19 protein-coding genes, 1 tRNA gene and 2 pseudogenes are annotated in these 24,010 nt (G+C 57.0%); 12 read left to right on the top strand and 10 right to left on the bottom strand.

What is annotated here, in order from left to right; genetic code table 11:
- From KBF66_RS13705 to KBF66_RS13695, 3 genes and pseudogenes are all read left to right on the top strand, one after another.
- Positions 1 to 905 (top strand): annotated as a pseudogene (locus tag KBF66_RS13705) (dehydrogenase); the annotation flags it as partial.
- Positions 906 to 917: 12 nt separating this feature from the next.
- The gene (locus KBF66_RS13700) at positions 918 to 1,430 is read left to right on the top strand and encodes a DNA-deoxyinosine glycosylase (protein ID WP_296657897.1); all 513 of its coding nucleotides are present in this window, start codon (positions 918 to 920) and stop codon (positions 1,428 to 1,430) included.
- Between the two features lie 155 nt (positions 1,431 to 1,585).
- Positions 1,586 to 2,383 (top strand): Yip1 family protein, encoded by a 798-nt coding sequence (locus KBF66_RS13695; protein ID WP_296657894.1) that lies wholly within the window; start codon positions 1,586 to 1,588, stop codon positions 2,381 to 2,383.
- A gap of 289 nt (positions 2,384 to 2,672) precedes the next feature.
- Here the strand turns inward: KBF66_RS13695 and KBF66_RS13690 are convergent, their stop codons facing one another.
- Positions 2,673 to 5,468, bottom strand: coding sequence for a CHASE domain-containing protein (locus KBF66_RS13690; protein WP_296657891.1), 2,796 nt, complete (start codon positions 5,466 to 5,468; stop codon positions 2,673 to 2,675).
- Between the two features lie 361 nt (positions 5,469 to 5,829).
- On the bottom strand, positions 5,830 to 6,972 hold the full coding sequence (locus KBF66_RS13685; RefSeq protein ID WP_296657887.1) for a GGDEF domain-containing protein: 1,143 nt from the start codon (positions 6,970 to 6,972) through the stop codon (positions 5,830 to 5,832).
- 844 nt (positions 6,973 to 7,816) lie between these two features.
- On the opposite strand from KBF66_RS13685, the gene KBF66_RS13680 reads away from it, so the two are divergent.
- From KBF66_RS13680 to KBF66_RS13675, 3 genes and pseudogenes are all read left to right on the top strand, one after another.
- Positions 7,817 to 8,710, top strand: a complete 894-nt coding sequence (locus KBF66_RS13680; RefSeq protein ID WP_296657884.1) for a CPBP family intramembrane glutamic endopeptidase — start codon at positions 7,817 to 7,819, stop codon at positions 8,708 to 8,710.
- A gap of 332 nt (positions 8,711 to 9,042) precedes the next feature.
- Positions 9,043 to 9,153, top strand: coding sequence for a VOC family protein (locus KBF66_RS19640; protein ID WP_365732546.1), 111 nt, complete (start codon positions 9,043 to 9,045; stop codon positions 9,151 to 9,153).
- 209 nt (positions 9,154 to 9,362) lie between these two features.
- Positions 9,363 to 9,688, top strand: a pseudogene (locus tag KBF66_RS13675) (tyrosine-type recombinase/integrase); the annotation flags it as partial.
- A 170-nt stretch (positions 9,689 to 9,858) separates the two neighbouring features.
- Here KBF66_RS13675 and mnmD read toward each other — a convergent pair.
- Positions 9,859 to 10,569 carry a tRNA (5-methylaminomethyl-2-thiouridine)(34)-methyltransferase MnmD gene (gene mnmD, locus KBF66_RS13670; protein ID WP_296657880.1) on the bottom strand — a complete coding sequence of 237 codons (711 nt, stop codon included), beginning with the start codon at positions 10,567 to 10,569 and terminating at the stop codon, positions 9,859 to 9,861.
- A gap of 571 nt (positions 10,570 to 11,140) precedes the next feature.
- Here mnmD and KBF66_RS13665 point away from each other — a divergent pair.
- The 5 genes from KBF66_RS13665 (at position 11,141) to KBF66_RS13645 (ending at position 16,477) form a co-directional block, all read left to right on the top strand.
- Entirely contained in the window at positions 11,141 to 12,364 is a 1,224-nt protein-coding gene (locus tag KBF66_RS13665) for an AGE family epimerase/isomerase (RefSeq protein WP_296657874.1), read from the top strand.
- 108 nt (positions 12,365 to 12,472) lie between these two features.
- Positions 12,473 to 13,471, top strand: coding sequence for a TRAP transporter substrate-binding protein (locus KBF66_RS13660; protein ID WP_296657871.1), 999 nt, complete (start codon positions 12,473 to 12,475; stop codon positions 13,469 to 13,471).
- Positions 13,472 to 13,529: 58 nt separating this feature from the next.
- Positions 13,530 to 14,012 carry a TRAP transporter small permease gene (locus tag KBF66_RS13655; RefSeq protein ID WP_296657869.1) on the top strand — a complete coding sequence of 161 codons (483 nt, stop codon included), beginning with the start codon at positions 13,530 to 13,532 and terminating at the stop codon, positions 14,010 to 14,012.
- The gene (locus KBF66_RS13650) at positions 14,009 to 15,313 is read left to right on the top strand and encodes a TRAP transporter large permease (protein ID WP_296657865.1); all 1,305 of its coding nucleotides are present in this window, start codon (positions 14,009 to 14,011) and stop codon (positions 15,311 to 15,313) included. Before KBF66_RS13655 ends, KBF66_RS13650 begins: the two co-directional genes overlap by 4 nt.
- Before the next feature lie 48 nt (positions 15,314 to 15,361).
- Entirely contained in the window at positions 15,362 to 16,477 is a 1,116-nt protein-coding gene (locus tag KBF66_RS13645; protein ID WP_296657861.1) for a LacI family DNA-binding transcriptional regulator, read from the top strand.
- Between the two features lie 395 nt (positions 16,478 to 16,872).
- Here KBF66_RS13645 and ubiD read toward each other — a convergent pair whose 3' ends face one another.
- The 5 genes from ubiD to KBF66_RS13620 all read right to left on the bottom strand — a co-directional run bounded on the left by ubiD (position 16,873) and on the right by KBF66_RS13620 (position 21,534).
- Positions 16,873 to 18,357, bottom strand: coding sequence for a 4-hydroxy-3-polyprenylbenzoate decarboxylase (gene ubiD / locus KBF66_RS13640; protein ID WP_296657857.1), 1,485 nt, complete (start codon positions 18,355 to 18,357; stop codon positions 16,873 to 16,875).
- A gap of 35 nt (positions 18,358 to 18,392) precedes the next feature.
- Positions 18,393 to 18,968 (bottom strand): UbiX family flavin prenyltransferase, encoded by a 576-nt coding sequence (locus KBF66_RS13635; protein WP_296657854.1) that lies wholly within the window; start codon positions 18,966 to 18,968, stop codon positions 18,393 to 18,395.
- A gap of 12 nt (positions 18,969 to 18,980) precedes the next feature.
- Positions 18,981 to 19,475: an SCP2 sterol-binding domain-containing protein gene (locus KBF66_RS13630; RefSeq protein ID WP_296657850.1), complete on the bottom strand. Its 495-nt coding sequence runs from the start codon at positions 19,473 to 19,475 to the stop codon at positions 18,981 to 18,983.
- A 98-nt stretch (positions 19,476 to 19,573) separates the two neighbouring features.
- On the bottom strand, positions 19,574 to 20,470 hold the full coding sequence (locus KBF66_RS13625; RefSeq protein ID WP_296657846.1) for a U32 family peptidase: 897 nt from the start codon (positions 20,468 to 20,470) through the stop codon (positions 19,574 to 19,576).
- Between the two features lie 5 nt (positions 20,471 to 20,475).
- Positions 20,476 to 21,534: a peptidase U32 family protein gene (locus KBF66_RS13620; protein ID WP_296657843.1), complete on the bottom strand. Its 1,059-nt coding sequence runs from the start codon at positions 21,532 to 21,534 to the stop codon at positions 20,476 to 20,478.
- A gap of 151 nt (positions 21,535 to 21,685) precedes the next feature.
- On the opposite strand from KBF66_RS13620, the gene KBF66_RS13615 reads away from it, so the two are divergent.
- Positions 21,686 to 21,761: transfer RNA gene (locus tag KBF66_RS13615), tRNA-Ala, on the top strand.
- A 409-nt stretch (positions 21,762 to 22,170) separates the two neighbouring features.
- Here KBF66_RS13615 and KBF66_RS13610 read toward each other — a convergent pair.
- Both KBF66_RS13610 and KBF66_RS13605 read right to left on the bottom strand, forming a co-directional pair.
- Positions 22,171 to 23,628: a potassium/proton antiporter gene (locus KBF66_RS13610; RefSeq protein ID WP_296657839.1), complete on the bottom strand. Its 1,458-nt coding sequence runs from the start codon at positions 23,626 to 23,628 to the stop codon at positions 22,171 to 22,173.
- Positions 23,629 to 23,788: 160 nt separating this feature from the next.
- Positions 23,789 to 24,010 (bottom strand): hypothetical protein (locus KBF66_RS13605; RefSeq protein WP_296657836.1); only part of this gene is annotated, 222 nt, incomplete at its 5' end.

Here is a 24,010-nt window from a genome sequence, read left to right as displayed (position 1 = left end):
CCATCACCACAGGCAACAGTTATAGCGCCTCAGGCGCGCTGTGGGCGGCGCACGACGCCATGGAGCGGCTCAACCTGCTGCCCAAACCGGTTGGCCGTGAGCGTGTCAAGTTCAAGGCGATGGTGGTCGGTGCCACCGGCGCCATCGGCTCGGTGTGCGCACGGCTGATTGCCAAGGTCGCCACCGAGGTGTATCTGGTATCGCCCGAGACCGCCAAGCTGCTGGCGATCAAGGAGTCGATCCTGCAGGAAACGCCCGATGCGCAGTTGTTCCTCTCGGCGCACGCCGACAAAGACATTGCCGACATGGACATGATCGTGACCGCCACCTCGGGCGCAGGCAAGAAAGTGCTCGACATCATGCAGGTCAAGCCCGGCTGTGTGATCACCGACGTGGCGCGCCCGCTGGACCTGCCGGCCAGCGAAGTCGCCAAGCGCCCCGATGTGCTGGTGATCGAGTCCGGCGAGATTCAACTGCCGGGTGAGCAGGTGAAGATGAAAAACATCGGCCTGCCCAAGGGCGTGGCTTATGCGTGCCTGGCCGAAACCATCGTGCTGGCGCTCGAAGGCCGGTTCGAGAACTTCACCGTCGGCCGCGCCATCGAGTGGGAGAAAGTGCGCGAAATCTACAAGCTCGGCCTCAAGCACGGCATGAAACTGGCGGCGATCAGCGGCGTGAACGGACCGTTTACCGACGAGGACATTGCCCGGGTGCGCGAACTGGCGCTGGCCGCACGTGCCAAATCGGCCGCTGCGCCCGCCAAGGCAACACGGCGCAAGGCTGCGGCCAAGTCGCCTGCCAGCACTGATGCCGTAGCGCCAACGCCCACAGCACCCGCCCCCGCCCCCGCCAAGGCCGTGCGTGCCAAAGCGCCACGCAAGGCGGCAGCAAAGAAACCGGCCTGAACGTCTGCACCCATGACGACCGGCACGCGCCTGCAGGGTCTGGCGCCGCTGGTGTCGGCCAACACCCGGCTGCTGATTCTGGGCAGTTTTCCCAGCGTGCGCTCGCTGGCGCAGCAGCAGTATTACGCCCACCCACAAAACGCCTTCTGGCGAATTTTGCAAGCGATTTGGCCCTCTAGCGCATACCCAATAAGCGCAACCAGCTATCAAAGTCGATGCGAATGGCTGCTCGCACGCGGCCTGGGCCTGTGGGATGTGTACGCATCATGTGAGCGCCAGGGCAGCCTGGATGCGGCCATCTGCAACCCCGTGGTCAATGACCTGGCGGGGTTGGCCGCGGTTTGCCCCGCGCTGTGCGCCATTGCCCACAACGGTGGCGAAAGCGCCCGCCACGCGCGCCACAGTGCCGCGCTGGGTCTGCCGGTTTACCGCCTGCCCTCCACCAGCCCTGCCAATGCCAGTTGGTCGTTCGAGCGAAAACTAACCGCCTGGCGCGAAGTTTTTTGTGCCGCAGGGATCTTTTGACCCGTGGCACGGCAAGGCCGATAGGACCCAACGCGGGGCCAGTCGGCTTTCACATAGGTTATTGGCACCGCAGGGTGCCACGTCGCCCCAAATTGCCGCAAAGCTCACTAAACTGCAGGTTTACCGCTTTCCACGCCATCATCGAAAGGATTTCCATGGACATCGCCGAACGCATCAAGGCCATCATCCTCAAACCCGCCGAGACCTGGCCCATCATCGAACAGGAAGCCACCGACCTGAAGACGCTCTATGTCCCCTACATGCTGATTCTGGCGGCGATTCCAGCGGTGGCCAGTTTTATCGGATTGAGCCTGATCGGCATGGGGGGTTACGGATTTACCTTCCGGGTGCCGTTGCTGTCTGGACTGGGCATCATGATCACCCAGTATGTCATGACGCTGGTGATGATTGGGGTCTGGGGCTGGCTGATCAATATGTTGGCCAGCACCTTTGGCGGGCAGCCCAATTTGATGCAGGCGCTCAAGCTCTCGGTTTACGCCAGCACCCCCGCGATGGTGGCAGGCATCTTCGGCATCGTACCCAGCCTGGGGATTCTGGGTCTGATCGGTGCGCTGTATGCGCTTTATGTGCTCTACCTTGGCTTGCCGGTGCTGATGAAGAACCCGAAAGAAAAGACCATTCCCTATATGGTGGTGGCCGCCGTCATCGGGATTGTCTGCAGTGTGCTGATCAACGTGCTGGCTTCGGTCTTCACCCCCTCACCGATGGGCCAGATGCAGCGCCCCATGGGGGACATCAACATCAGCACGCCCGAAGGTGATGTCAAGATCACCGCCAGCCCGCCGGGCAACACAGCCGCACCCAGCGCCAATGGCGACGCCACCATGACCATCAAAACACCCGACGGCGAGGTCAAGATCGACATGAAGAACATGGAAGAGTTCGCCAAGAAGATGCAGGCCATTGCCGACGCACAGGAAGGCAAGAAATAAAGGCCAAGGCTTTCATTAACCAATTGCCCAATGGTTTTGTCGCGCCGGGCAGCAGCCTTTTTCGACGCCTGGTCACGGGTATCAGACCGGGTGATGGTCAGACGACTCATGGGCATGCCGCTTGTTGGTGTCAAAGCAATAAGAACCATGGCGCTGCACCTGCTGTGGCTGGCGGCCCCGCGTTTCAGTGGTGACCCGCTTCGTAACCCGTTGCGGGTGCTCCGAGTGCAGTCGTACGTTCATGGATGTCACGAGCGGATCCCATGACTCACAGGTCATAAACGCGTGTTCAACGATTGCGTTCAGGCGAATGATAAAACTGCACCACGTTGCGCCCCGCATCCTTGGCCTGGTACATGGCCGCGTCGGCCCATTTCATCAAGTCGTTCTGACTGGCTTCGTGGTTGAAGAACAGGACCACTCCAATGCTGGCGCTGCAATGGTGCTCAACCGACTTGTCTTTCTCGCCCGGCTGCGCCACGGTCAAGAAGTAGGGCGCGGCCAGGCTGGAGCGAATCTTCTCGGCTACAGTGGCGGCCTGTTCGGTGGACTGGTCTTTGTCGGCATCCAGCTCCACGAGCATCACCACAAACTCATCACCGCCCAGACGGGCCACGGTGTCCACTTCGCGCACACAGGCACACAGCCGCTTGGCCACCTCGACCAATAGCAAATCACCCACACTGTGCCCATGCGTGTCATTGAGTGGCTTGAAGTTGTCAAGGTCCAGAAACAACAGTGCCCCGTACAGTCCGCTGCGCTTGCTGATCGCCATGCTCTGCTTCAGGCGGTCGTCGAGCATGCGGCGGTTGGGCAAGCCGGTGAGTGCATCAAAGTAGGCCAGTTGGCGGATTTCCTCAAGCAGAGCAGTGCGCTCGGCCTCGGCCTGGTGCCGCTTTGTAATGTCGCGGGTCACGGCAAGCTGAACAGTCTCGTCATTCTCCCGCATGGGTACGGCGTGGGTCTCCAACCAGCGGTGACCACCCTTGAGTCCCTGCACGACAAATTCCATCTGAACGCTTTCACCCGCGAGTACCCGCCTGTGCATATCGGCAAAGGCTGAGCGGTACTCGGGTGCAATGAGGTCCGCCACCGGCTTATCCAGCACCTGCCCCTCCGAGTCGGCTTCGATCATGGCAAGTCCGGCCGGGTTCATCTGCTTCAAACGCCCCTGTGCATCGACGATCTTGATACATTCAGGCTCGTTCTCAATGATGGTGCGCAGACGGGCTTCGCTCACATGCAAGGCAAGCTGCGCTTGCTTGCGCGTGGTGATGTCTGCGTGCGTGCCGGCCATCCATTCTGGAAGCCCATTGGAGGTGCGGCTGACCAATTTACCCCGGTCAAGTACCCAGATCCAGTGCCCGTCCCGGTGCAACATGCGTATCTCGCATTCGTAATGGTCGATCTCATCGGCAAAGTGCCTTTCCAACGCGCCACCGGATAGCGCCAAATCGTCTGGGTGGGCGTACTTCATCCAGGTGGCGATGCTGATTGGGGACAGGTCGTCCAGGGTGTAGCCAATCAGCTCGGCCCAACGTTCGTTAAAACGGGTCTCACCGGTTTGCACATTCCACTCCCAAGTGCCCACCCCGGTGCCCCAGAGAATGTTGGACATACGTTGGCTCTGCTGCACCAGAGCCTCTGCTATCCGGCGTCGTTGGGTCACGTCAAGAATGATCGAGTACAGCAAATGCCGACCAGCCACCTCGATCGGGCCGGAATGCACTTCAACATCGCGTAGGCTGCCATCGGCCAGGCGGTGCGAGAAATTGAAATGTGCTCGCTTTTCAGTGACAGCCAACTGCATCTCGGTAGCAATCTGGTCGGCGGTCAAGACATTGATCTGGCCAATGTTCATGGTCTTCAATTGTTCGATGCGATAACCGTAAAAGTCAGCTGCCGCCTCATTGCCCTCAATGATGTGCCCGTCAATCGGATCAATCAACAACATGGGCACACGCGACCTGGCAAAAAGTGCGTTGTAGCGTTGCTCGCTAACACGCAGCTCGGCGGTCAAATGTTGCGCAATGGTTTCAGCGCGGCGACGGGTGCTGATGAGCGAGCCGGCTAGTCCAAGCACGAGCATGCCGACAAGGATTAGCGTCGCCAAGTCGACCCACGCTGAAGAAAACCGCTGGGTAGCGGAAAACCCTGGCAAGGTTGTGTAGCGCAACGTCCAATAACGACCGGACAGTTCCAACTTTTCGGTGAAGGTGAAGCTATCGCCGTTTGCTACCGCGCCGGACGCAGTGTCTTGCTCGCTGTCGTACAGCAGATGTGCTTCAGACAAGACTTCACCATCGAATACTTGCAGCCGGATGGCATCCAGCTCCTTGGCAAGAATCGGTGTCATCAAGTCGTTCATGCGGTAAGGGCTGTACACCCAACCCACCAATGCAGCGCGCCGCTGTTCGATGGTTTGCGTGAGCGCGGCGTTGCGATACACCGGGAAATAAGCAAGTAGTCCGGCCTGAACGTCGGCTTTGGTTTCCTGCACCAGTTTTACCTTGCCGGAAAAAATGACGTCACCCACGTCGCGTGCTTGCGCCATTGCCGCATTGCGCGTGGTTTCCGAATACATGTCGTAACCAAAGGCGCGCAAGTTGCGACCAGAAAAAGGTTCAAGGTAAATGATGCTGGTGTACTCATCGCGGTTTCCCTCGGGCTTGATGATGTACTCGGGGTAACCTTGCTTGCGCATCTCGGTCAGATGGGATGCCAGTTCTTGCTTAGGAACGTACAAAGAAAAACCAACACCCTGAATGCCCCGGTAGGACTGATCCAGATCGAGTTTCTCAACGAATGCAGCCCACTCGGCGCGTTCCACCTTTGCCGACGCAGCAAATAAACCGGCACCTGAACGCAAAATCTGGGCGTAGGCCGAGGTTCGCTCGTCTATCTTTGTAGTGATGCGATGCGATTCATGGACAAAGACGTCGCGCAGGTTTTGCTCGCGGCGCTGCTGCAATAGCTGCCACACGATGGACAACCCAATCAGCGTCAACAGCATGACCAGAATGGCCGGCCAATGTCGACGCAGGCGTGGTAAACCTGTGGTTGGTAAAGCGTTGCTGCCAATCATGCTGAACGCATCTCCAGGATGAAGAAGCTTAATGCACCTAACTGGTGCAAGCACTGATAAGGATCAACACGAGGATAGATTTCCTCCGAATGGGGGCGGCCTCCCAACGGCAACGGCCAACATGGGTCACTGGATGCCACCTGTGGAGAATGACTGCTTCACCCTTGGAACCGGCAGCTCGAAGATCCTGCTGGCGAAGAAGCGGCTCAAACGACCGCTTCTGCTGCACGGGGGCAACCGGAGGCTTGATAGTGGGTGGCCCCATAAGCCTCGGTGGTGACATTTAAGTGATTTTTGGGCAAACCTGTGGGCGGCGGACAGTCAAAAAAATCTGAAGCGCTCGGATTCCAGTCGAGCCCTGTCATTGCGGTTGCGTCATCACCTTGTTGCGTCCACTTTCTTTAGCGGCATACAGCGCGGCATCGGCTCGACCAAGCCAGTCCACTTCGGTGGCATCGGTGGAACTGAGCTCTGCCACGCCCAGGCTGACGGTGAAGTGAATGGCTTGATCGTTCAGGCTTTCCATCGCAGTGGACTCGACCCGGCCTCGGATCCGTTCGGCAACTGCTACGGCTTGCTCAGCATCACTACCCGGCAGGAGAATGGCAAACTCCTCACCGCCAAGTCGTGCCACCACATCGATCTCGCGCGACATTTGGCGGCAGATGTCCGTCACTTGGCAGATGACCTTGTCCCCACTGGGATGACCGTAGGTGTCGTTGACCCGCTTGAAATGATCAATGTCGAGCATGAGCAACGCCATTTTCTGTGACAGGCGCTGCGCCTTGAGCTTTTCGTCGGCGAGCAAGGCCATGAAAAATCGACGATTTTTTGCTCCGGTCAAGGGGTCTGTGATGGACAGCCGCTCCAGTTTGCGCTGCAACTCGTAGCGCATCAGGTAGTGGTGTGCCATCGCCACCTGGGTCAGAATGGTCAAAATAGCAATCGGCCACATTAGCGCCGCATATTGCTGATGCAAAAAGCCCGGTGCAAATCCCAACACAGCCATCACATGCGGTATCGCTGCACCGGCCAGGGTGTAGCTGATGTTGACCAGCAATGAAAAACACTGAAGCGACAGCAACGCCAAAAACATGCCATACAGGAAGCCGGCCAGCCCGTACACCATTCCGCCATCAAGCCGGTTCAAGATCGCCAAAAACAGGATTTCTGCGGCGAATGCGCCAAACATGCTCAAAATGACCAGCAGGCGACGCTGATTTTTGCCGTAAACGAACCCCACCGTCATGAGAGCCATGAGCAGGTACAGCAAGCGAAGGCCAACGGTGTGCGTCGCGCCCACCGGGTCGGTGATGTAGTCCCAAATCCAGAGCGACGGCAAAAGGATCGCCAGAATCAACCCGACGATAGCCGTGAAAGCTCGATGATCCTGAAACTTTTGCTCGGCAAAGTCGGCAGTCGGGGCAAGCAAAAACAGCAGTTGCTGCAAAACAACCGTCATGTTCTGCCAAGCGCTTTTGAGGGTGGGATACGGATCAAACATCTGGATGTTCCGTGGGTCTGCGGTAACCGTGATTTGAAGTCGTTACCTTGAGGCCGTGGTAGGCCAAGGCCACCCAAAACGAACGAATGACGGACAGCGAAATACGGATAAGGAAATTCAACCGCATAGCGCAAGTATGTCACGGGTTTTTTGGTTCCCAATCATGTTGACTTGTGCAGTTTGAGTTGCCGCGGCAGTTCAATGGCGGGACCTTTGGCGAAAAGTTGGCTTTTTTTTGAATCCGCCGCGCACGCAGCCTACCCCGCAGCGCAGCTCAATCGCTGCTTGTCTCAGTCACCACTTGACACGCTGATCGACCTCGCAATCCTGTGCCGACTGCACTGCCAGATCCCGGTCCGGCTCGCTTTGTACTCCGTCATCCGTCCGCGCGTCACACCCCTCCCCCAGCGGTGTCCCGCATAGGGGGACACGCCGGCTTGAACGACCGGTATGGATCTGGCAAACCGCAAACCGCTATGACCGATCTCGCGGCTAACCTGACTTACCACTGAGTTGCGTGAACACCCGCAAACAGCCCAATGGAGCCAACCAACTTTCTGCGAAGCCGACAGTCAATGTTGAAGGTCAGGTCTGGAAAAATTTGTACACCCGGATAGCATCGATTGCAGCCATCCATGTTGGTCGTTCAGTTTTAGCGGAGACTAGCCACTCTGCACTAAGATACCCGACGACTTTGTCATTCTCAATATACCTGTACATTCATCTAGCCTTTTGCGTAAGCATTTGATTCACGTGATGGATTTCAATTTTCTGACGCCACGTTATCCGACTGGCTCCCGTGTTATCCCGCAAATCTACGGGATGTATCAATAGTCAGACCGACATGTCCGCTCCGCTTGCGACTGGAAACATCGCGCGACGGCGAATGCGCGTCGCCGGCCAGATGCTCGGCTCACTGCTGCTGGGTGGGGTGGCGATTCTTGGCTCGATTCTGATCTTTCGACAGGGCCTGCTGCCGCTGATCGAAGCGGCGTTCCATCCCGGGCCCGAACTACTCAGTGTCTTCAGACGCGTCGGCATCCTTTTAACGGCGGTGACGGGCTACTGGGCTTTCGTGCACTGGCATGAAAAACGCGAAGCGACCGAGCTGCACCTGCGGCCCATTCAGCTGATGCTTGGCGGCGCGAGCGGCGCTGCCCTGGTGGCGCTGCCGATGGCCGTGCTATTCGCTCTGGGCGTCTACGAACCAGTGCTGTTTCGCGATGCCTCGTCGGCGCTGCTCGGCGTGGCAGCCCTTATCGGCATCGCGGCTATCCTGGAAGAGCTGACTTACCGCTGCCTGCTATTCCGGGTCGTAGAACGGGCCTGGGGAACGAAGGTGGCGTTGGCGGTGCAAGCGGTGGTGTTCGCCCTAGCGCACTTGGAAAACGTCGAACAAGGTGGGATCAGCGATGTGGTGACAATGCTGACCGCAGTGACGTTGGCGGGCCTGCTCTGGGCCGCGGTCTTCGTCCTGACGCGCAACCTGTGGGCGGCCGCCGCCAATCACGCGGCATGGAACTTCACCATTCTGCTCGCTGGCGTGCCGCTTTCCGGCATTGATGACTGGCGCAAGTTGGCACCGCTCGAAAGCCGCTTTGCCGGGCCCGACTGGCTGACCGGCGGGATGTTCGGTCCAGAGAGTTCGTTGCTGGTGATCGCGTCGACCACGGTCGCGGTTGTGCTGCTGCTGCGCGCGGCACGGCGACGTGGGGCCTTCTTCGTGCCGGCGGCCTAGTCCCGTGCGATACCTACGAAGCCTGACAGACCCCCATTGCGGCCTAACAACGGCATGCAGCGGACGCGCTTCGCGCGCCGCTGATGCCGAGCGTTAAAACTGCATTCTGTGTGACCGCTTCAGAGCAAGGCGCAGGACCGCAATCAGCCTTGTGGAGTCAGCCAACTTTCTCCGAAGCCAACGGTCAAAAATGAAGGTCAGGTCCGGTGAAATTTGTAAACCCGGATAGCAGCGTTAGCGGCCGCTCAGCCTGTCCAACCAGTGGGAGTTGCGCTCGGAGAACCTGAGCAAAGCTAGGTGTCACAAAAATCGCCACAACACACTTAAGCAACATGCCGATTACCGAACTCAATCATTGTTTCGTCCGAGCCAAAGACATCGAGCGTTCAAAGTCCTTCTACCGCGATGCGTTAGGTTTCGAGGGACAACGCTGGCGTCGTTGACCACATCGCATTCTAAGGAAGCAATGCACGGGAAATGCATGATCGCCTCAGGGCACTTGGCCTACCAACTAGAACGAGGTACATCGAAGAGATACAACTTTTCCAAATCTTCGTTGCAGGACCGGATGGGCTGATGATTGAGCTGAACTTTCCCGGCGTTGAAACCAACCCGCCTTGGTCAGGCGCAGGTGACACCTAATCCCGTCTATCTGATCAAGCTCAAAATTCGCGACATCTCCCATGGTGACCGTGTGGCTGCGCGTGCCATCATCTTGCAGCAAACAATCGCAAGGCCGGTGCGAGCTCGCCAGTACGCCCGAATGGTGCACAAATGGGTGCAACAGATCGGTCTTGACCCCTCTGCATAGGAAACCCATTCCATGAGGCGCACCACGCGGTCACTCATCTAACGACGCGCCAAAACCTACGCGCTGTGCAGCTTCTACTTGGCCATGCCGGAATTGAATGCACAGTGAGGTATCTGGGAATCGAGGTTGATGATGCACAGGAAATGGCCGAGGACATGGAGGCTTGAGGTCGCCTGAAGCCTGATGGCCGGTTGACAATCTGGTGCCGCGTTCGCAGGGTTTAACTGCTTTCGAACAGCACCTGGTTGATGAGCCTGACTGCCGGTGGCTGCGGTCTGACTTTGGTGGGCATCCATTGTGGCCCGATACCGTGGCGATACCGGCCATGGAGTGCGCTTCAGCGCCTGGCAGGTGCGAACTGTGCTTCCAGGCGTTGCCATTTGGGCGGAACGCCCGGATATCGTTTGACCGCAAACCCCGCGGCCGTCAAAACCTTGCGAACCGAGGCCGCTACCGAATAGCTGGCCAGCACACAGCCCGGTCTGCAGCGTGCGGCCACCGCCTCCAGCGTGGGCTGTGACCACATCTCCGGATTTTTCGCTGGACTGAACCCATCCAGATAAACCGCGTCTGCTACACAGGTCAATTGCTTCAGCATTGGCAACACCTGACCGATGGCCAACGTCAGGCAAACACCACCGTCTTCAAACTGAAAGTGCTGTATGCCCGGCTGCAGACCGTTCCAGACCCGTGCAAACTCCGCAGCCAGCGCGACGAGCGCTGCATTCGGTGGATTGATGGCCTGGGCGCTGCGCAACAAATCAGCCGTTGAGACGGGGTAGGCTTCAATTGCCACATAGTGCAGTCTGCCGCAATGCTGTGGATCTGTCTGCCATGTGTGCCAGGTCGCCAGAAAGTTCAGGCCCAAACCGAAGCCGGTTTCCAGAATGCAGAACTGTGGCGCAGCGCACCAACGCTGCCGCACCTGGCAGCCGCCCAGAAACACCGTCTGTGCCTGCAGCAGGCCAGCATCGCGGGATCGGTAGACGTCGTCAAAGCGTGGACTGCTTGGGCAATTGTTGTTGGACCAAATGACCGCCTCTTCCATGGGACGGGATGATAGCCGCCCAAATCTCACAGCGTTATCAACCATGACAAGCGGTTACCCAAGTTTCCTGGGTGATCGGCTCTTTAAGGCTGTAAGGAGTCGCACCAGACAGTCAGGTTACGGGTGGCTCAGTTCGTCACCAGTCACCAGCCGTTCGTGGCGGTCTTCGACGTGCCCAAAAGAATCAGCGGCTTTTCATTGTCGAGGGCGAAAAGGCACGCAAGGTATCCCCGAATCAACTTCAAGACGGCTAGCAGATTCAATTTGATGCCGAGCATGTTCAGTTATCTGTTCTTTCGATAAAGAGTTGCCGCGCAGGAAAGCCGGTAGCTGTACTGGGCGCTTTGCACAGTCAGTGCCTTAGGTTGCCATCACATCAGCAAAGAAACTTGCATTTCAGAATTCTTTTGCTTACACTGCTGTATCGTTACAGTGATTGACAGCTCAAAATTACCTAAAACGGAGCTATTTTTTTGATTTACGTTTGCAAAAATGCTGTATCGGTTCAGCTAAGTTTGGACAGAAAAGTCCGTTTGTGCTCGCCATTGTTCTCAAGTTCTAGAGTCGCCAATTGAACTACCCGATCAACTACCGAAGCCGGGATTTTCTGCTCAAGCACATTAGCAACACACTTGCGTTTTACGACGATCGTGTTGTGGATCCGACGGGTGGCTTTTTCCATTGCTACATGAACGATGGAGCGTTGTTCAATCCGGGTTTAAGGACACTGGTCGCTTCTTGCCGATTCATCTTCAACTATGCCAAAGCCTATGCGCAGTTTGGCAAGAACGACTATAGAGACAAGACAATTCACGGCTTGAACTACCTGCGGAAGGTACACAGAAGCCCGCAAACTGGCGCTTACGCATGGCACATCAATGACGGTCAAGTCATTGATGCGACCAATCATTGTTACGGGTTGGCCTTTGTCATGCTGGCCTATTCATGCGCCTTGGGTATCGGCATAAAAGAGGCACGGGAATGGATCGACGAAACCCACGAATTGATGGAACATCGCTTCTGGCTCAAGGATGATGAACTGTATGCCTGCGAAGCCGATACCGACTGGAAGCTGAGTCCCTACCGCGGGCAGAACGACAACATGCACGCTTGTGAAGCCATGATCGCCGCATACGAAGTCACTCAGGATCGGCGTTTTCTTGATAGGGCCTGTCTGATCGCAAAAAACATCACTCAAAGGCAATCACAAGGCACGCAGGGGCATATCTGGGAGCACTACAAGCCCGACTGGACACCGGATCTGGACTACAACCGGCATGACAAAACCAATCACATCCGTCCGTGGGGCGTACAGACCGGGCATCAGACCGAGTGGGCAAAGCTGCTGATCGTCCTCGACCGGCACCGTCCGGAAGCGTGGCGACTGGATCGGGCCAAAGCACTTTTCGATGCAGCGATGAAATACGGCTGGGATGAAGAATGTCGTGGCCTTCGCTATGGATACGACCTGGAGGGCAAACCCTGTGATCACGACAAGTATTTCTGGGTTCAAGCCGAGAGCATCGCTGCGGCAGCCTTGCTAGCCGACAGAACCGGCGATGGCATCTACTGGGACTGGTACGACAGGATATGGGACTACAGTTTTTATTACTTTGTCGACCACATCTACGGCGCTTGGTACCGAATTCTGACACGTGAAAACGTCCGCTATGACAACCGCAAAACGTACAACAACAAAGCGGATTACCACACCATGGGGGCGTGCTACGAAGTCCTGAAGGTTGTAAAGGAGTCAGCGCAGCAAAATTTTGGCGGAAGGGAGTTATCTATGTGACAAATTTTCGTGGGCCTTTCTGTGTTCAAGCAGTGTCGGCGTTCTTCAATTTAACTTCCGCCGCGCAGCTATTCCGTTCTTAAACCGTATCAAACTTAGGAGATTGAAATGAGATTACCGACATTACGCCGTACCTTGATCGCTGCCATGACCGCATTTGCCGTGGTGGGTACAGCCGCAATTGCACAGACACCTATCACGTTGCACACAGCCACGCAGTTCAACGACGACCACGACTACAACCGAACCATGAAACACTTCGGTGAACTCCTCACCAAGTACTACGGGAAACCAGTCAACCTGGTGATCCATGGAAACAGCGAATTGGGTACCGAACGCGACTACGCAAAGTTCATGAACCAGGGCATCTCGGTTGACTTGGCGATTCTCGCCGGATCCAATATGTCGAACTTCACCAAGGTTGCGCCGCTTTTTGATGTGCCATTCTTGTTCCGTGATCGTGCACATTGGAATGCACTGATTGCCAACAATGGCATGGCCCCCCTGTTTGACATCATTGAACAGCAGTCGGGGATGACGGTCATTGGGATCTGCGGGGGCTCGACAAGGCATCTGGTTGCCACCAAGCCAATGCGCAACATGAAGGAACTTGCGGGTTACAAGATTCGAGTGATTGGCGCACCCATCCAGGCCAAGGTATTTTCGGCTCTCGGTGCGAAACCCTCTGTCATTGCCTACAACGAAGTCTATAACGCCATTCAAAGCGGCGTCATTGAAGGTCTCGAAAACGAGGCGGCCGGAATCTGGGGTGCCAAGTTGTACGAAGTTGCACCGGAAATTTCTCTGACGACGCATTCGGTCGTTACAAGGCTTCTCGTTGTCAGCGGCAAATCGTTCAACAAGTATCCACCCGACTTACAAGCCGCCATCCGAAAAGCTGGTGCTGAAGCAGGTGCTTTCAATCGAGAGATTCAGGCACGTGAAGACAAGAGCCTCATGGACAAGATGGTTGCCGAGAAGAAGATACGCACATACGAGTTTACTGAGCGTGCAAAACTGCTTGAGATCTCGGCACCTATTGTTGTGGATTTTGCCAAGGAGGCCGGCGTTGACAAGCTTCTAACCAGCATACAAGCCGTCAAGTAAAAAAACGCCAAGGGCAGTGGCGCGCTAGAGCATACCGAGCACCCCTTCTGGAGCATCCATGAGAAAGTTCAATCAACTGTATTACGACTTGCTATGCAGCCTCGTTACCGTCATCGTCGGTGCCTTGCTGGTGCCGGTAACCCTACAAGTTGTTTCACGCTACACCAATCTCATCCCGACCTGGATGTGGACGGAAGAGGCGGCACGGTTCTGCCTGATCTGGATGATCATGTTGGGTGCTGCAATTGCAGTTCGTATGCGTGGCCACTTTGACATTGACTTGCTCCCTGAACCAAGAACGGTTCGCGGAAAGATGCTTGCACGCTTGGTCGTTGACATCATGGTGGCCTTGTTTGGGACAGTATTTTTGTGGGTCAGTGCCGAGTACGCTTATGACGCGCGCAGAGAGGTAAGCGAGATTACGGAAGTCTCCATGTTGATGATGTACATCGCGTTTCCCCTGTCTGCCGTCGGATGGCTGCTGTTCCTGGGCGAACAAATTTATGATGATCTTGGTGCATTTGCACGGGGGGAAAAATGACACCCACCTACGTCGCAGCACTGATGTTCGGTGCACTTTTTATCGGTTTGCTCGTACGCATACCAGTCTCATTTTCCCTGGCAATTGCCTGTTTGTTGCCAATCGTTCTGGATTCCCGGCTGGATCTCACGATCATGGTGTCGACCATGTTCACCTCATTCAATTCGTTTCTGTTGCTGGCTGTGCCCTTCTTTCTGCTGGCAGCCAACCTGATGAACTGCGGCGGAATCACAGACAGGATGTTCAACTGGACACGGACCATGGTCGGCCACCTGCCGGGTAGTCTTGGGCAAATCAACGTTGTTCTATCGGTCCTTTTTGCCGGTGTCTCCGGTTCCTCCACAGCCGACGCGGCCAGCCAGGCAAAGCTCTTCATCAATGCCCAGGTCAAGGAAGGCTATGACATGAGCTTTTCGATCGCGATCACAGCGGTGTCTGCGATCCTCGCAGTGATTATTCCCCCGTCAATTCTGATGATTGTCTGGGGCGGTGTTTTCAACACCTCGATCAACCAGTTGTACATGGCTGGTGTACTACCGGGCCTGCTGCTTGGCGGGGTTCAGATGCTGATTGTCTATACCTATGCCAAACTGCGTAACTACCCGACCTATAAGCGTGCCACCTTCAAGGAATTCCTAAGTGCCACCTGGATCGCGATTCCAGCCATGATCACGCCGGGAATCATCGTCGGGGGCAAACTGATGGGCTGGTTTACGGCGACGGAGTCAGGAGCAATGGCCGTGCTGTATGCGCTGTTCCTCACTGCCGTTATCTACCGTGAAGTCAACTGGAAACAGTTCAAGACTGTGTTGTTCGAAACCGGGACCTTTTCTGCGATCTCGCTCTTTTGCCTGGGCACTGCTTCAGTGTTCGGATGGTTGCTTGCTTACTATAAGATTCCACAAGCGCTGGTCGGCTTCATCGCCGTGTATGACTTTGGCCCGGTAGCCATGGGGTTGGTCGTCGCCGGTGTATTCCTGGTGGTGGGTTGCTTTTTGGACGCCATCCCGGCCATCGTCATTGTAGGAACTGTGCTGCAACCCATGGTCGCACAGTCTGGGCTCGATCCCGTGCATTTCGGTATCATCGGCATCACATCCTTGGCCTTCGGCCTGATCACGCCACCCTATGGGTTGTGTCTGCTGATTTCCTGCGCAGCGGTCAACGTCAAGGTGGTGACGGTGATGAAAGATGTCGGCATCATGCTGTTGCCGATGTTGATGGTTTTGCTCGCAATGATCATGCTGCCCGACGTTTTCCTCTATCTCCCGAGACTTGTCACCGAAGGCGGATTCAAATAACTGCTGATCAATTTGAAGGAGTATCGATCTGTGCCTAAGGGATCCGGGATGACCATAAGGGATGTCGCGCGGACTGCCGGCGTGTCCTCAACGAGTATCTCCAATTACCTGAATGGGCGGATGGGTGAAATGCGCCCAGAAACCCGGGAACGCATCACCAGCGCAATCAAGAAACTCGGGTACACGCCAAATAGTGCAGCCAGGCAGCTCAAGACCGGCAACGCTCCAATTCTCGGTTTGCTGGTTCCTTCCGTGGTTAATCCATATTTCGGCGAATTGGCTGTCGCGATAGATGATGCCGCACAAAAGCGCGGATTCAGGGTTGTTCTCTGCAACACGCAAAGAAAGCCAGAACGAGAACTGGAATTTGTTCGGGAGCTCGTCGCCTACGGAGTTCGTGGAATACTTGCCGCCTCAGTCCTTCAGAATGTTCAGGTCATGAGCAAACTGATTCAGCGGGGTGTTGCGTTTGTCCTGTTTGAGGCCCTGGGTTCTGACCCGGGCATTGAGCGGGTTGATGTCGTATCGATGAACAACAGATTGGCGACTGAAAAGGCAGTGGATCATCTGGTTTCTTTGGGTCACAAATCCATGGCCTATGTGACTGCGACGCCCATGACTCCGCATCGGGTCTTGCGCCTGCAGGGTTTTGAGGAATCCCTGCAGAGGCATGAACTTGGTCATGGCCTTGTCATTACAGACGAAGACATTCCATTCCGTTCCACATCACATAACGATGCCGACTTGGCCAAATTTGGTCACATGGCGGCGCTTCACATTGTGAATATGAAGCCTGGGCCAACAGCTGTGATTGCCATGAATGATCTTGTCGCTCTGGGGATGATGTCAGCCTTCCATGAACAAGGGGTCAACATCCCTGAGAGCATCTCGGTGGTGGGAATTGACGATATCCAGCTTTCCAGTTTTTCTTATCCGGCACTGACCACCATCCGGCAACCTTATGCACAGATCGCCGAAACGGCTATCGAGAGGATCTGTGCCCGCCTGGCAGACCCCACGCGCACAGGAGCAACCATATCTCTTGATCCCCAGCTGATTACTCGCGCGTCAACACTGGCGTGGCAGCCTGGCAAAAAAACTATTGGCGAAAACCAGATTGACGAAGCGAGATGTCGAATGGAGGACAGGAAAGGCAGCGGATGATGTCCCGCACGCGAGAGGCATACATCTGGGGCCGTTCGCAAGTTCACCAAATTTCTGGGCAGGTCGCCGGACTTCGCCACCGATGGGGACTTGAGTTGCGTTTCATAACGCATCAAGATTCGATGAAAGCGAGTGATGGTGTTGGGAGTCATTGGGGACAGGCGGCGATTTGCCTCGGTGGGGCAGTTGTGCCGTGCGCCAGACGCTATTATTTATGAAGCCGCTAGTTCTTGCTTTGATTGGGATGGAGGCACATTTCATTTGAAACGCCAGACAGCAATTTCTGATCTGGCGCAGTTTTCTCCACCACGCATAGGTTACTCTGCAAGTAATAGCTGCCAACGCATTCAGGACAAGCGCTAGAGGCCATTATTGATGCGATTTGCCAACCTTGCTTACAAGCCCAGCGTTTGCCAAAGCCGATCGACTTTGGCTGTCACTTCTGCACTCATGGTCAGTGGCCGTCCCCACTCCCGGCTGGTCTCACCGGGCCATTTGTGCGTCGCGTCCAGCCCCATCTTGCTGCCCAGGCCAGCCACCGGCGAGGCAAAGTCCAGGTAGTCGATCGGTGTGTGGTCGACCAGTAAGGTGTCACGGGTCGGGTCGACCCGGGTGGTGATGGCCCAGATCACGTCAGACCAGTCGCGCACGTTCACATCATCGTCCACCACCACAATGAACTTGGTGTACATGAACTGCCGCAAGAAGCTCCAGATGCCAAACATCACCCGACGGGCATGACCAGGGTAGGCTTTTTTGATGCTGACCACCGCCATGCGGTAACTGCAGCCCTCGGCGGGCAGGTAAAAGTCCGTGATTTCAGGGTACTGGCGCTGTAGCAGAGGCACAAACAGCTCGTTCAGGGCTAGCGCCAGCATCGACGGCTCATCGGGCGGCTTGCCGGTGTAGGTGGAGTGGTAGATCGGGTCTCGGCGCATGGTGATGCGATCCACCGTGAACACCGGGAACATCGCCTGCTCGTTGTAGTAACCGGTGTGGTCACCAAACGGGCCTTCCAGCGCGTGGGCAAAACCGCTGGGGTGGGTGGCATCAGGGTAAATGTGACCTTCCAGCACCATTTCGGCATAGGCAGGCACCCGCAACTGGCTGCCCAGCGCGCACGCCACCTCGGTGCGTGTGCCGCGTAGCAGTCCGGCAAACTGGTACTCGCTCAAAGCATCAGGCACGGGTGTCACAGCCCCCAGAATGGTCGCCGGGTCTGCACCTATGGCCACGCACACCGGGTAGGGTTGGCCCGGATGCATTGCTGCATGCTCTTTGAAGTCTAGCGCACCACCCCGATGCGCCAGCCAGCGCATGATGAGCTGATTGCGCCCGATCACCTGCTGGCGATAAATGCCAAGGTTCTGCCGCGCCTTGTGTGGCCCCTGGGTGATGACCAGCCCCCAGGTGATGAGCGGTGCCACGTCGCCTGGCCAGCAGTGCTGGATCGGCAGGCGCGTCAGGTCAACATCCGCACCTTCCCAGACGATCTCCTGGCACGCCGGGCTGTTCAGCTCTTTGGGCGACATGCTCCACAAGGTCTTGATCAGGCCGCGCATGCCCACCAGGTCTTTGATGCCTTTGGGTGCCTGCGGCTCCTTGAGTTCGGCCAGTACCTGACCAAACTGCCGCAACTCGCCTACGTCCTGCACACCCATACCAAGTGCCACCCGGCGCGTACTGCCAAACAGGTTGCCCAGCACCGGTATGGTGTGGCCGGTGGGGTGCGCAAACAGCAGCGCCGGCCCGCCAGCGCGCAGGCTGCGGTCACACAGGGCCGTCATCTCCAGATGCGGTGAGACCTCGGCACTGACACGTTTGAGCTCACCCAGCTCTTGGAGCTGGGCCATGAAGTCACGCAGATCGCGGCAGGCCATACGTTAATTGGAATCTGACCCCAATTAATTTCCAGCTAATCTGGCCAGCGCGGGGCGTTGCCGGGCGGGTGGCCCAGCAGGTCCATCACCCGACCCACACTCTGGTCGACCAGGTCGGTCACACTTTGCGGGCGGTGGTAAAAGGCTGGCACCGGCGGGAAGATGATGCCCCCCATCTCGGTGACCGCCGTCATATTACGCAGGTGGGCCAGATTCAGCGGTGTCTCACGCACCATCAGCACCAGGCGGCGACGCTCCTTGAGCATCACATCGGCCGCGCGGGTGATCAGGTTGTCGGCCAGACCGTGCGCCACCGCCGCCAGCGTCCGCATGGAGCACGGCGCAATCACCATGCCGTCACATTGAAACGAACCGCTGGCGATGGCCGCCCCCACCTCGTTCACCGGGTACACCACATCGGCCAGCGCTTCAAGATCGGCGCGGGGCATGCCGTATTCCTGTTGCACGTTGAGCCAGCCGGCCTCGGACACCGTCAGATGGGTCTGCACCGCAGGTTCGTCACGCAGGCGCTGCAGCAGTCGCACACCATAGATGGCACCACTGGCACCCGAGATGGCCACCACGATTTTCCGGTTTGCGCTGTTGCTCATGGATCGGTTGACTCAATGGCTATTGGCACGGCCCCAGGGCGGACCAAACCGCTGGCGAAACTGCGCCAGCACCTGGGCCGGCCTGAGCTGCTCCAGCGTCAGCATGGGCAGCTCGATCGCGTCGATGGTGTTTTTCACCAGTAAACCCAGCTCGGTGTCGCCCTCCATGGCCAGCCGGCGGTTAAAAAACAGAGTGTCGGGGTCTTCCTGGCGGCTGGCCAGCAAAAAGAAATCATGTGCGCTGGCGGCAATCGTCAGGTCGGCGCACCCGTCATTCTGGCTGGCGACAAAACGGCCATTTTTCCAGGCAAAGTCAAACGCCCATTGCGCGTCCGTCACCCGCAGGCGCAGTTTCTTGCCGCTCAGCAACTCGGTCACATCGCTGGCCAACTGTTTGGCCAGTGCCACGTTGAGCCCGGTGACAAACAGCAGCGAACCCGGATAGGCGGGCAAACGCCCCAACAAATGGCCCAGGGGCTTGGGCAGTACAAAGGGTTTATTGGCCATAGAGTTGGGGGTAGCCGAAGGCTGCAGTGCAATGTGAGGACGATTCGATCAACCGTGCGCGCAATTATTCCATTCAATGGAAGATTTGCAAGCTCGGGTCAGACCGCTTCAGGGACCCATTCAAGCCCGGGTCGCGCGTGCCAGTAACCATTGCATGCCCGCTCGGGCATCAGGGTCTGCAGTTCGGTATTGGCTTGGCGGCTGGCGAGTTCACCCGTGATCACACCCCGAAACAGTGCGAGGATACGCGGTGTGTGCTGCGATTGCGGGCTGACGCGCACGACCTCCACGCCCAAAGCGCGCAAGGGTTCAAGCTGCGCCAGCAGGTTGTGCACCCGCGCCGACTGCGTCTGGATGCCGTTGAGCACCAGAAAAGCCTCGTTTTCACGGGTGCGCATCAGCAGGCCGTCGGGGTGATCCAGACACTTGAACTGACAGTCGTCCTTGGGTAGATTGGCATGACGCGCGGTAAAGCAACGCGCCGAGAACGCCAAAGGCATACGACCATAGACAAACACCTCGGTTTGCACCCCAGGCGGGCACCCCTGCTGCATCACCGCCAGATCATCGCGACCCATCTCCAGCGGCATCACCCAACGTGCCACCCCCAGGGGAGCCATCCACTGCAAGGTGGGCAGGTTGTAAATGTTGAGGTGTGGCCCGGCGACAAAGGTGACTTTTCCCGCCAGGCAATGCACTGCGCCCATGTCGTTGGCTTCCACCATGAAGATGCCGTTATCAGCGATCTTGTGCAGCACCGTCACATCGGCACCTGACTCGATCAGCACCTGCGTTGAAAGCACCACCTCTTTGCCGGCGGCGTGCAGCATGGCCGCCAGGTCCAGCCAGTCATTAAGCCGTATCTCATGGCGGCGCGAACACACCGCTTCGCCCAGGTACACGATGTCCACCGGGCTGGCGGCCACCTGTTGGTAGAAGGCCAGTACCTGATCACGCGGCCAGTAGTACTGGATCGGGCCCAAAGACAACTTCATAGGCGTTACTTCCAGGGACGGTGGTAGGCACCCAAGGTGTGCTGCTGACCTTCGGCCACTTTATCCAGTTCCGTGAACCAACTGGGTCGGGGTCGGTACTGCGCCGGGTTGCTGCGGCAGCTATCGATGGCCTGGCGCCACACCCGGGTGACCTGTGCGACATACGCAGGGCTACGCTGGCGTCCTTCAATTTTAATAGCACTAACGCCCATAGCCATAAGCGCTGGAAGCAATTCCAGTGTATTGAGACTGGTGGGCTCCTCGATGGCGTAGTAGTTCTGATCGTTGGCAACGTCAAAGCGCCCTTTGCACAAAGTGGGGTAGCCAGCGTTTTCGCCAGGTGCATAACGGTCGATCAAGACGCCGTTCAGGCGCGACTCGCGCCCCTGTGGCGTTTCGACCCAGCGCACCGCCTTGGGCGGTGAACACACGCCGTTGGTATTGGGCGCCTCACCCGTGACGTAGCTCGAGAGAGCGCAACGACCTTCGACCATCACGCACAGGCTGCCAAAGCCAAACACTTCGATTTCGACTTGCGTCTTCTGGATCACCTGCTCTACCTGGGTCATCGACAACACCCGCGGCAATACGGCACGGGCAATGCCAAAGTGCTGCGCGTAAAAGTCAAGAGCTTCGTAGTTGGTGGCCGAACCCTGCACCGACAGGTGCAGTCGGAGTTGCGGCTGATGCCGCACGGCATAGGCCATCAGCCCCGGATCAGCCAGAATGACTGCGTCCACACCGCTGGCGGCGGCACGATCGACGGCACTGCGCCACAACTCGGACTTGCTGGCCTGCGGGTAGGTGTTGAGCGCCACAAACACTTTGCGACCCCGGTCATGGGCGTAACGGATCCCGGTCTCGATGGCAGCGGCGTCAAAATTCAGTCCGGCAAAGTTGCGGGCATTGGTGGCGTCACGAAAACCCAGATAGACACAGTCGGCACCGTTGTCGACCGCAGCCTTCAGCGCAGGCAGGCTGCCCGCCGGACACACCAGTTCCATGTTTTGCGAGGCAGACGCGCCGGATGCACGGGTAGGGACAGCGTCAATCACAGCGTTCATAAGGAGAGGGTCAGATTGGATCGGCTCAAGAAGCCCGAGAGGCTAACCAAGAGCCGCCCTTGCGTAAATGATGTAAATCAACCAAGCTGCAAAAACATGACGCGAACAACGCGGCGCGGGGCCAGATTTATTGCTAGACTTCGCGCATGGCGGGGGGGTAGCTCAGCTGGGAGAGCGCTGCGTTCGCAATGCAGAGGTCGGGAGTTCGATCCTCCTCCTCTCCACCAAGCCAGATAACACTTTGATGCTATTAAAGTTGTATCTAGTGTCTAAAAAGTGTCTAAAAGACCGTTGCAGCTACTTGGAGCTCGAAACCCTTTTTAGACACGGATTGCAGAAAAAGAGACTGTCACCACTGTCTCAATAAAGTCACCCCAATAGCTCTTTGCAATCCGCAACAGCATTGTCAATCCAGCCGTTCTTCTTTCCCAAAGCCAACCACGCCCACAAATCCTATGACTGCAACGGCAGCACTGCAGCGATACCTGCCGGCCATGAGTACCCGCTTACGGGTAGTCCAGTTAAATCAAAGTTTTCTTTCAAACGCTGGATTCGAAGCGGTCAACAGTGTCACGCAACATCTGGTGAACCAAAAGGCAAAGTGATGTTTGTCAGGCTGCGAGGGACTGGAAGCGCCTAAGCATGCAACCCCAGCCCAACCTGGGTAATTGCGTCGCCCTTTAACTCACGCACCACAAAGGTGGCGCTTCCATAGGCAACAACATCTCCGACCACCGGGGGGCGGTGCAGCTCCGCGGCCATCCAATCGCCCAACGGCATGTGGGTTTGCGCAGGAATGGGCAGGTTGTAAAAACTGCAAATGTCGCCCACGGGCGTGCGGGGGTTCAGTGAAAAGTCCCGGAAAACCGCGCGCATGTGCGCCTCGTCAGCTGGGTCCGGCAAGGCCACGCCCAAGCGGCGGGCGACCAGTGCAATGGTGGTTCCCTGCGTCAGCAATGACACCAGCACCACCATAAAGGCGATGTTGAACAGGAGGGTTGCCTGCGCAGTGCCAGCCATGAGCGGGAAAATGGCCAAGACAACCGGCACAGCCCCGCGAAGCCCTACCCAGGATATGAACCATGTCTCACGCGCAGTGAAGCGGAACGGCCAAAGGCATAACCAAACCGCTACGGGTCGAGCGATAAATATCAGGGTCAACGCTACAGCTAGACCCGAACCGACTGAGCCCGCCATGGTTGAGGGGGTGACCAATAGGCCGAGCAACAAGAACATGCCTGCCTGGGCCAGCCAAGCGTAACCGTCCATCGCGCCCAGTGTTGACTGTACCGCCTTGGATGCCCGGTTGGACAGAATCAATCCATAGAGATAAATGGCCAGAAAGCCAGACCCGTCGAGCAAGCCCGTGGCAGCAAAAACGCACAGGCCGCCTGCACCAATCAAGAGTGCAAGAACGCCGCCATTGGCGTCCCGTGATGCGACCCGCCGAAGCAATGCCGCCATGCCGAATCCGCTGGACCAGCCCATCAAGCTACCCCAGCCAAATTGCTGCACGAAAAGGCGCGCGGATTCGGCAAAATCGGCGCCAGCCCAGGTGTTCGATGCCAGCAGTGCAATCAAGGTCAGCGTGAGGTACACCGCCATGGGGTCATTCACCCCGGACTCGATCTCCAGAGTGGCCGCCACACGTTCGTTAAGTACGACGCCCGATCGCGATAGCAAAGAGAAAACCGCCGCCGCATCGGTCGAGCCCACAATGGCGCCTAGCAACAAGGCTGTACCCCAATTCAATCCCACAAAGACGACCCCGGCCACCGCCGTGATGGATGCGCACACCGCCACCCCCATAGAGGCCAGAACCGAAGCAGGCCGCAAGCCGGTTCGAAAGGTGGTGAAAGAGGTGCGCAAGCCACCATCCAACAAAATGATGGCCAGCGCCACGTTCCCCACCCAGAAGCTGAGTTTGTAATCATTGAAGCGATAGCCGCCCAACCCGTCTTCCCCGGCGACGATGCCGGCAAGCAAAAAAACCAACAAAAATGAGAAACCGATCCTCACGGAAAAGAGGCCGGCCAGCACGCTGGCGAACACTAACCCGGCAGCACCCAGAAGAGGAAAATTCACAAAGTCCATTGACCAAGTATCTACGAGATCAAAACTTGACTCACACTGTGTTACTCAATTTGCAGCGTTTTCGCCGCCGGTTGTCCATCGTTGTTCTGTCAAGCACTAAGCGATCTAATCGCCAATCAATGTATCGCAGTCAAGAAGCATGCTCCAAGACCAGTCCTCATCAAGGAATATGCAATCGAGTTTTTAACTGAACTCGCCAGGTTCCAATCGATAACCAGATTGACAATGTGACTTCTGTTTGTAATCCATTGATGTAACGCTTCTGGATTCGGTGGCGGGTTTGAAATGGAATCATTGACTGCTTTGATAGGAAGACGCTCCAGGTCGTCAATGTCCAGTCTGGAGCGACTACTTCGAGAACATCAGTACCCGCTTTCAGCCT

This window comes from Rhodoferax sp. (assembly GCF_018063565.1).
GTDB lineage: Bacteria > Pseudomonadota > Gammaproteobacteria > Burkholderiales > Burkholderiaceae_C > Rhodoferax.
Note: the sequence above shows the minus strand (reverse complement) of the source record. Positions and strands in the feature narration are given on the sequence as shown.